This is a genomic window from Burkholderia anthinoferrum (assembly GCF_002925705.1).
GTDB lineage: Bacteria > Pseudomonadota > Gammaproteobacteria > Burkholderiales > Burkholderiaceae > Burkholderia > Burkholderia semiarida.
The window spans coordinates 37,459-46,224 of record NZ_LFZP01000059.1; the positions used below are offsets into that span (position 1 = coordinate 37,459).

The 8,766-nt window shown below is 67.4% G+C and carries 4 protein-coding genes; 1 reads left to right on the plus strand and 3 read right to left on the minus strand.

Annotated elements, in window-relative coordinates; genetic code table 11:
- Positions 1–306: 306 nt before the first annotated feature.
- Entirely contained in the window at positions 307–1,056 is a 750-nt protein-coding gene (locus tag C5F75_RS28910; RefSeq protein ID WP_059583773.1) for a response regulator transcription factor, read from the minus strand.
- A gap of 449 nt (positions 1,057–1,505) precedes the next feature.
- Here C5F75_RS28910 and uvrA point away from each other — a divergent pair, with 449 nt between their 5' ends.
- A complete protein-coding gene (gene uvrA, locus C5F75_RS28915) occupies positions 1,506–7,415 on the plus strand; it encodes an excinuclease ABC subunit UvrA (protein ID WP_104013126.1) in 5,910 nt (1,969 codons plus the stop codon).
- A gap of 81 nt (positions 7,416–7,496) precedes the next feature.
- Here the strand turns inward: uvrA and C5F75_RS28920 are convergent, their stop codons facing one another.
- Complete coding sequence (locus C5F75_RS28920; RefSeq protein WP_059577419.1) at positions 7,497–8,438, minus strand: amino acid ABC transporter substrate-binding protein; 942 nt, start codon at positions 8,436–8,438, stop codon at positions 7,497–7,499.
- Positions 8,439–8,451: 13 nt separating this feature from the next.
- The coding region (locus C5F75_RS28925) for a dicarboxylate/amino acid:cation symporter (RefSeq protein ID WP_146075228.1) at positions 8,452–8,766 on the minus strand (315 nt) is incomplete at its 5' end.

The window sequence follows — 8,766 nt, forward strand, 5'->3', positions numbered from 1 at the left end:
TCGGAGATCCGATGGTCAGGTGTTCCGAAATGAATAGGAGTTCAAAGCGAACGCGGGGCGGTCATTACGTCGGCGTGCGGCGCAAGGGAATCCGGCGCGTCGGCCGGCGCATATCAGGCGCCGTGCGGATGCGGTTCGTCGCGGTGCAGAATGCGACGATCAGCATCGGCAATGCCGTTGCGGCGCCCGCGCGAGATTCGAGATGGCCAGTGCCGCGGAAGCCCGTCTCGTTGCGTGACGAAGCGCCGGCGCATGCCGGGAGCCCCGCCTCCTGCCCGAGACACGGCTACCTACCTGCAACGAAACTCACGCGCGGCTTTCCATCAGCATGCCTACGTCGCGACGAACGTCGGCCGACGCTTCGGCGGCGGGCTTGATCTGATCGAGTCGATAACCGAGCGTATAGATGGCGGAAAGGCGCAAGCCGTTCTCGATCCCGAGTTTCAGTTTCTGCCGAATCCGGTAGATATGCGTATCGAGCGAACGCGACTCCGTTCCCAGTTCCCGCCCCCACGCCGTGGTCGCCAGCAACTCGCGCGACATGATCTTGCCGAGATTGTGAAACAGGCACGCGACGAGTTGAAATTCCTTCGTCGTCAATTCGATCTTGGTATCGCGAAGCCGGACCGCGCGCTCCACCGGGTCCAGCACGTACGCGCCCGCCCGGATCGGCTCGTCGCGCTTCACGTTGCGCGCAACGCGGCGCAACAGCGCGTTGACCCGCGCGGCGAGCTCCTCGGCGCGGAACGGCTTGCTCAGATAGTCGTCGGCGCCGGCCTCCAGCGCCCTGACGACATCGAGTTCCTCGACGCGGCTGGTGAGGAACAGCACGCCGTATTCGACATCCGCACGTGTCCGAATCCAGTTCAGGACTTCGATGCCGGTCAGGCTGGGCAAGTGCCAGTCGAGCACGACGGCGTCGACGGATTCGGACCGCAGGTAGCGCAGCGCCTGCTCTCCATCGACGACGACCTTGATCGTGTGGCAATAAGGGGAAAGTGCGCTTTGCACTTCCTCCGCCTGAACGGGATCGTCCTCCACAACCAATATGCGCATTCGTGCCCCCGGGTATCGTGATCGGCCTGCTCGACTGAAACGGAAAACATGGCTGTGCGAGCAGGCAAACGTTTGCTTTTTGATGCAATTGAAACAAACGGTTAAGGAATATAAATCATCGGTAATGAGCAAGATTGTGACATTTTGTGAATTCGTCGTATGAATGACGCGGCCAGTAAAAAGAGACGGAACCCATCTTTTTCGAAGGAATTTTTTACTTGCCCGGGGAGCGCGCCGATAAATGGAATCGCGATTTCGGGCCATCGGCGCGCGCGGTGTCGTGGCCAGGCGGCGGTCGTGCGGATGGCAGCAGCCGTCAATGGAAAACTGTATGAATGTACAGTATAGTATCCGTCGAACTCGACCGGCGCGGGCATCGCCCGTGCGACATCCGCCGCGGCGCGGCGGCACAGTGAATTCCGGCTAACTCATCCAGACGGGCAGGCAAATTGTCATCCAGCAATCTGATCCGCATTCGCGGAGCACGTCAGCACAACCTCAAGAATCTCGATCTCGACCTGCGCACCGGCGAAATGACGGTCGTCACCGGCCCGTCCGGCTCCGGCAAGTCGAGTCTCGTGTTCGACACGCTGTACGCGGAAGGCCAGCGGCGCTACGTCGAGACCTTCAGTGCCTACGCGCGGCAGTTCCTCGACCGGATGGATCGCCCGCAGGTCGAGCGCGTCGACGGCGTGCCGCCCGCGATCGCGATCGACCAGACCAACCCGGTCCGCAGTTCGCGCTCGACCGTCGGCACGATGACCGAGCTGAACGACCACCTGAAGCTGCTGTACGCGCGCGCGGCCGAGCTGTTCGACCGCAAGACCGCGCGGCAGGTACGGCACGACACGCCGGAGACGATCTACGCGGAGCTCGTCGCGCGCACGCAGGCCGACGATCCGCGCGTGGTCGTCACGTTCCCGGTCGAATTGCCGGAAGCGGTGTCCGACGAGGAAATCGCGCAGTGGCTGTCGGCGAGCGGCTACACGCGCGTGCAGGCGCAGCGCGAAGTCGCGTCGCCCACCGGGCCGCGCAAGATGCTCGACGTGGTGGCCGACCGCTTCCGCGTGCAGCAGGCCGACAAGGTGCGGGTGGTCGAGGCGATCGAGGCATCGCTGAAGCGCGGCGGCGGCCGCGTGAACGTGTACGTGCTGGCGGCGGACGCGGAAAACGCGACGGCCGAGCCGCAGGTGTGGCGCTTCTCCACCGGGCTCCACGATCCCGATAGCGACCTGCGTTACGCGGAGCCGCAAGCGGCGCTGTTCTCGTTCAACTCGGCATACGGCGCGTGCGAAACCTGCCGCGGCTTCGGTCGCGTGATCGGCGTCGATCTCGGGCTCGTGATTCCCGATGCGCGCAAGACGCTGCGCGGCGGCGCGATCAAGCCGATGCAGACGCCCGCGTGGAAAGAGTGCCAGGACGACCTCATGCGCTACGCGGCGAAGGCCGGCATCCGGCGCGACGTGCCGTGGTCCGAGCTGACGGACGCCGAGCGCGACTGGGTCGTCAACGGTTCGCCGGACTGGAACGGCAAGTGGCAGAGCCAGTGGTACGGCGTGAAGCGCTTCTTCGGCTACCTCGAATCGAAAGCGTACAAGATGCACATCCGCGTGCTGCTGTCGAAATACCGCAGCTATACGCCGTGCGACGTGTGCGGTGGCGCGCGCCTGAAGACGGAATCGCTGCAATGGCGGCTCGGCTCGAAGGAGAATGCCGACGCCGTGCTCGCGCCGGCCGACCGCTTCATGCCGCGCGGCGTCGAATGGAGCCGCGCGCAGCTCGAAGCGCTGCCCGGCCTGACGGTGCACGATCTGATGCTGCTGCCGATCGAGCGCATCCGGCGCTTCTTCGACGAAATCGTGCTGCCGAGCGCGCTGCTCGACGACGCATTGAAGCTGCTGCTCGCCGAAGTGCGCACGCGCCTGAAATACCTGTGCGACGTCGGGCTCGGCTACCTGACGCTCGACCGGCAGAGCCGCACGCTGTCGGGCGGCGAGGTGCAGCGGATCAATCTGACCACCGCGCTCGGCACGTCGCTCACGAAAACCCTGTTCGTGCTCGACGAGCCGAGCATCGGGCTGCATCCGCGCGATCTCACGCGGATCGTCGAGGCGATGCAGCGGTTGCGCGACGCGGGCAACACGCTGGTCGTCGTCGAGCACGATCCGTCGGTGATGCTCGCGGCCGATCGATTGATCGACATGGGGCCGGGCCCGGGCGAGCGCGGCGGCACGATCGTGTACGACGGCACGCCGTCCGACATCCGTTCCGCACACACGCTGACGGGCGAGTATCTCGGTGGCCGCAAGCAGGTCGCGCATGCGTCGAACTGGGCGCGCCGCGCGGTCGACGCGAACACGCCGCGCATCGTGCTCGAAGGCGCGACCGAGCACAACCTGCGCGACGTCACGGTCGAAATTCCGCTGCAGCGGCTCGTGTGCGTGACGGGTGTGTCCGGCTCCGGCAAATCCACGCTGCTGCAGGACGTGCTGTATCCGGCGATGGCGCGGCACCACGGCAAGGCGACCGAATCGCCGGGTGCGTACCGCAGCCTGACGGGCGCCGACCAGGTCGGCGACGTCGTGTTCGTCGACCAGTCGCCGATCGGCAAGACCACGCGCTCGAACCCGGCGAGCTACGTCGGCGCGTTCGACGAAATCCGCAAGCTGTTCGCGAAGGCGCCGCTCGCGTTGCAGCGCGGCTACGGCGCGGGCACGTTCAGCTTCAACTCGGGCGACGGCCGTTGCCCGACCTGCGGCGGCTCGGGTTTCGAGCACATCGAGATGCAGTTCCTGAGCGACGTCTACCTGCGCTGCCCGGATTGCGACGGCAGCCGCTACCGTGCCGAAATCCTCGAAGTGCGAATCGAGCGCGACGGCCGCGCGCTGAACATCGCCGACGTGCTCGACCTGACCGTCAGCGAAGCGGCCGCGTTCTTCGCGACCGATGCCGAGGTGCTGCGCGTGCTGCAGCCGATCGTCGACGTCGGCCTCGAATACGTGAAGCTCGGCCAGCCGGTGCCGACGCTGTCGGGCGGCGAGGCGCAGCGCCTGAAGCTCGCCGGCTTCCTCGCCGAGTCGGCGGCGGCGGCGGGCGGGCGTCGGGTCGCGACGGAAGAGGCGCGCATCGCACGCGCGAAACTGTTCATGTTCGACGAGCCGACCACCGGGCTGCACTTCGACGACATCGCGAAACTGATGCAGGCATTCGGCAAGCTGCTCGCGGCCGGCCATTCGCTGATCGTGATCGAGCACAACCTCGACGTGATCCGCGCGGCCGACTGGCTGATCGATCTCGGCCCGGAAGGCGGCGACGGCGGCGGCCTCGTGCTGTGCGCGGGCACGCCCGACGACGTGAAGGCCTGCGCCGAATCGCATACCGGCGTGGCGCTGCTGCAGTACGACCGCGCGATGGATGTCGGCGCGGTGCATACCGGCGCGGTGCATGCCGACGGAGGCAAGCCGTTGCAGGCCGTGCTGAACGCGGCGCGCGCGCGCCGGGCGATCGAAGGCGAGGACGTCGTGCGCATCGTCAATGCGCGCGAGCACAACCTGAAGGCGCTCGACGTCGACATCCCGCACGGCAAGTTCAACGTGATCACCGGCGTGTCGGGTTCCGGCAAGTCGACGCTCGCGTTCGACATCCTGTTCCACGAGGGCCAGCGTCGTTACCTCGAATCGCTGAACGCGTATGCGCGCTCGATCGTGCAGCCGGCCGGCCGCCCCGAGGTCGACGCCGTGTACGGCATTCCGCCGACCGTCGCGATCGAGCAGCGGCTGTCGCGCGGCGGGCGCAAGAGCACGGTCGCGACCACGTCCGAGGTGTGGCATTTCCTGCGGCTGCTGTACGTGAAGCTCGGGCTGCAACACTGCATCCATGACGGCACGCCGGTCACGTCGCAATCCGTCGAATCGATCGCCGCGCAACTGCTGCGCGACCATCGCGGCGAACACGTCGGGTTGCTCGCGCCGCTCGTCGTCAATCGCAAGGGCGTGTATACGGATCTCGCGAAGTGGGCGAAGGCGCGCGGCAGCACGCATCTGCGCGTCGACGGCGAGTTCGTCACGGTCGACCCGTGGCCGAAGCTCGACCGCTTCCGCGAGCACACGATCGAATTGCCGGTGGCCGATATCGTCGTGTCGCCGGACAACGAAGCCGAGTTGCGGCGCAGGCTCGACGAGACGCTCGAGCTCGGCAAGGGCGTGATGCACCTGCTCGCGCCGCTCGACGGGCTGCACGATGCGATGCGCAACGATCGTTCGACCGCCCGGGTCGGCGCGGTCAAGGTGCTGTCGGTCAAGCGTGCGTGCCCGGTATGCGGCACGAGCTATCCGGAGCTCGACCCGCGGATGTTCTCGTACAACAGCAAGCACGGCTGGTGCACGACCTGCGTCGGCACCGGCGTCACGCTCACGCGCGAACAGCGCGCCGCATACGACGACACGGTGCTCGCCGGCGACGATCGCGGCCGCGAGCAAACCTTGCCGTCGGACGAGCAGGAACCGGAAGGCGTCGGCAACGAGCCGTGCCCCGATTGCCACGGCACGCGGCTGAATCCGTCCGCGCGCGCGGTCACGTTCGACGCGCATCCGATCGTCGAGGTCGCGCAATGGACGGTGTCGGACACGCGCCGCTGGATCGACGCGCTGGAACTCACGGGGCGCGATGCGCAGATCGCGCGCGACATCGTCAGCGAGATCGGCAGCCGCCTCGCGTTTCTCGAGGAAGTCGGGCTCGGCTACTTGAGCCTCGATCGTGCGGCGCCGAGCCTGTCGGGCGGCGAAGCGCAGCGCATCCGGCTCGCCGCGCAGCTCGGCAGCAACCTGCAGGGCGTCTGCTACGTGCTCGACGAGCCGACGATCGGCCTGCATCCGCGCGACAACCAGATCCTGCTCGACGCATTGCGCAAGCTCGGCGACAAGGGCAATACGCTGGTCGTCGTCGAGCATGACGAGGACACGATCCGCCGCGCGGATCACATCATCGACATCGGCCCGGGCGCGGGCAAGCGCGGCGGCACGCTGGTCGCCGAGGGCGCGGTCGCCGATCTGGCCGCGCAGCCGGATTCGGTCACGGGCCGATTGCTCGCGCAGCCGATGACGCACCCGCTGCAGCCGCGCCGCGGCGTGAGCCTGCCGGGCAAGAAGGGCGGCGACGCCGTGCCGGAAGCCTGGCTGACCGTGCATGGCGCGACGCTGCACAACCTGCGCGACGTCACGGTCGGCATTCCGCTCGCGCGGCTCGTCGCAGTGACGGGCGTGAGCGGCTCCGGCAAGTCGACGCTCGCGCGCGACGTGCTGATGACGAACCTGCTGGACGCGGTCGGCCGCTCGGTGCTGTCGTCGCCGGCCACGCGGCGTGCGCGCAAGGCGGCGCAGCAGGACGCACCGGCCACGAACCGCCGTTCGAGCGTGCTCGCGCGCAGCGCACCGCGGCCGTCGCTGAACGTCACGCATGCATGGCAGGGCTGCGAGTCGCTGAGCGGCTGGGAGCAGATCGATCGCGTGCTCGAGGTCGACCAGACGCCGATCGGCAAGACGCCGCGCTCGTGCCCGGCCACCTATATCGGCGTGTGGGACACGATCCGCAAGCTGTTCGCCGATACGCTCGAAGCGCGCGCACGCGGCTATACGGCGTCGCGTTTCTCGTTCAACACCGGCGACGGGCGCTGCCCGGCCTGCGAAGGGCAAGGCGTGCGCACGATCGGCATGAGCTTCCTGCCCGACGTGAAGGTGCCGTGCGACGTGTGCCACGGGCAGCGCTTCAATCCGGAAACGCTCGCCGTCACGTGGCGCGGCCGGAACATCGGCGACGTGTTGACGATGGAGATCGACGAGGCGGTCGAGTTCTTCGCGCCGATCTCGAACATCGCGCATCCGCTGCAGTTGATGAAGGACGTCGGGCTCGGCTACCTGACGCTCGGCCAGCCGTCGCCGACGCTGTCCGGCGGCGAGGCGCAGCGCATCAAGCTCGTCACCGAGCTGACGAAGGTGCGCGACGACATCACGCGGCGCGGCCAGAAGGCGCCGCACACGCTGTACGTGCTCGACGAGCCGACGGTCGGCCTGCACATGGCCGACGTCGCGAAGCTGATTCGCGTGCTGCACCGGCTCGTCGATGCGGGGCATAGCGTCGTCGTGATCGAGCACGATCTCGACGTGATCGCGGAAGCCGACTGGATCATCGATCTCGGGCCGGAAGGCGGCGTGGGCGGCGGCACGATCGTCGCGGCGGCACCGCCGGAAGCGCTCGCGAAGGTGAGTGCGAGCCATACGGGGCGGGCATTGAAGCCCGTACTGGCGCGAACGGCATCGCCCGACGGCGAAACCGAGCGGCAGGGTGAAGCGCGCGTCGGTTGAATGCGGTGCTTGTCGCAAGCGGCCCCGGTGTCAGGCGAGACACCGGGGCCGCTTGCCCATGCGCCCGGCTCGCCGCCGCGCTCATTCGCCCTTGATGCCGATCGTCTCGATGATGGTTTCCAGTTGCGGGCTCATCGGCAGGTTGAGACTCAGGCCCGACGGAAGCGGGCGCAGGAACCAGCGCTTGTACTGGCGTGCGATCTCGCCGTCGGCGGCCAGTTCCACGAAGGTGTTCTTCACGACCTGCGCGAGCTGCGGATCGTCCTTGCGGAACATGATGCCGTACGGGTCGTACGACAGGTAATCGCCCACCACGTCGTACTGGCCGCCCTTGCCCGCATTCTCGGCAATCAGGCCGTACAGCAGCACGTCGTCCGTCGCGAACGCGTCGGCGCCGCCGTTCGCGACGAGCGCGAAGCCTTGCGCATGGTCCGGTACCACCTGCAGCTGGATCCCGAGCCTGAACCGCTGGTCCAGGTCGCGCAACGCTTTCTCGTTGGTCGTGCCGGCCGTCACCGCGACTTTCTTGCCCGCGAGATCGCGGAACGAGCGGATCGGCGCGCCGCGCTTCACCATCACCTTCGTGCCGGCCACGAAGATAATCGGCGAGAACGCCACGCGCTTCTGGCGCTCGAGGTTGCTCGTCGTGGAGCCGCATTCGAGATCGACCTGGCCGTTGACCACCGCGTCGATGCGGTTGTCCGACGTGACGGGCACCCAGCGGATCGTCAGGCTCTTGTTGACCGCATCCTCGATCGACGACACGAGCGCCTTGCACAGCTCGATCGAATAGCCGATCGGCTGGCGGCGCGCATTCAGGTACGAGAACGGTATCGACGCGTCGCGATAGCCGAGCGCGATCGTGCCGGTGCCGCGCACCTTCGCGAGCGTACCGGTCAGTTGCGCCGGCGCGAACGGCTCGACGCGCGGCGGCGGGGAGGGCAGATCGTCCGCGCGCGCGGACGCGCTGGCGGCGAGCAGGCTCGCGAGCGCGAGCGCAAGCCGGAATCGCTGCATCTTCATCGGCGGGCCTCCGTCAGACTTCCGTCGGATGTGCGATCGTCGCTTCCTGTTCCGCTTCGATGCGCGCCGCGTTGGCCTCGGCTTCCGCCTCCGACATCAGTTGTCCTTCCCATTTCGCGACTACCGCGCTCGCGATCGAGTTGCCGACCGCGTTCGTGGCCGAGCGGCCCATGTCGAGGAACGTGTCGACGCCGAGGATCAGCAGTAGCCCGGCTTCCGGCAGCCCGAACTGGTGCAGCGTCGCGGCGATCACGACGAGCGACGCGCGCGGCACGCCGGCCATTCCCTTCGACGTGAGCATCAGCACGAGCAGCATCGTGATCTGCGT